Annotated in this window: 1 tRNA gene and 1 rRNA gene; both read right to left on the bottom strand. The window is 51.6% G+C overall.

What is annotated here, in order from left to right:
• Positions 1–623, bottom strand: a 23S ribosomal RNA gene (locus ACXJKJ_RS30135); the annotation flags it as partial.
• A 228-nt stretch (positions 624–851) separates the two neighbouring features.
• Positions 852–928, bottom strand: a tRNA-Ile gene (locus ACXJKJ_RS30140).
• Positions 929–1,046: the final 118 nt, after the last annotated feature.

Genomic DNA, 1,046 nt, shown 5'->3' on the forward strand with positions numbered 1-1,046 from the left:
CGGCGGTTTCCCTTCGCCTCCCCTATACGGTTAAGCTTGCCACGAACAGTAAGTCGCTGACCCATTATACAAAAGGTACGCAGTCACCCCTTGCGAGGCTCCTACTGCTTGTACGCACACGGTTTCAGGRTCTATTTCACTCCCCTCTCCGGGGTTCTTTTCGCCTTTCCCTCACGGTACTRGTTCACTATCGGTCRGTCAGTAGTATTTAGCCTTGGAGGATGGTCCCCCCATRTTCAGACARGGTTTCWCGTGCCCCGYCCTACTCGTCTTCACTGGAGTGGCCCTTTTAAATACAGGGCTATCACCTTCTATGGCCAGCCGTTCCAGGCTGTTTTTCTAGAACCATTCCAGCTTAAGGGCTAGTCCCCGTTCGCTCGTCGCTACTCAGGGAATCTCGGTTGATTTCTTTTCCTCTGGTTACTTAGATATTTCAGTTCACCAGGTTCGCTTCCAGCAGCTATGTATTCACTGCAGGATACCCGCAAGCGGGTGGGTTTCCCCATTCGGACATTRCSGGATCAAWGCTTGTTGCCAGCTCCCCSRYACTTTTCGCAGGCTGCCACGTCCTTCATCGCCTCTGACCGCCAAGGCATCCACCGTGTGCGCTTATTCGCTTGACCATATAACCTCAAGTTGCCTTGGGTTACATATATGACCTGGGGGTACAAARCCCAGATACGAAATATAACGACTCAATTAATAAGAAGACATTTAAGTCTTCCGCCTTAGCCTCACGACACGTCAAGATAGAATCTCAAACGCTCGCTACGTCACAAGTTTTAAAAGAACACGTACCGGCCACAATGCCGATGCGTAATAAATTCTTTGTATGCGCTAGTCATTCAGAGTGGTGGGTCTGGGTAGACTCGAACTACCGACCTCACCCTTATCAGGGGTGCGCTCTAACCACCTGAGCTACAGACCCAATGTCCGTTCAGCTCATTGCCGTYTGCGTCGATAAACACGCAACGTGTGGTGGAGCCTGTCGGGATCGAACCGACGACCCCCTGCTTGCAAAGCAGGTGCTCTCCCAGCTGAGCTAA

This window comes from Roseateles sp. P5_E1 (assembly GCF_054049335.1).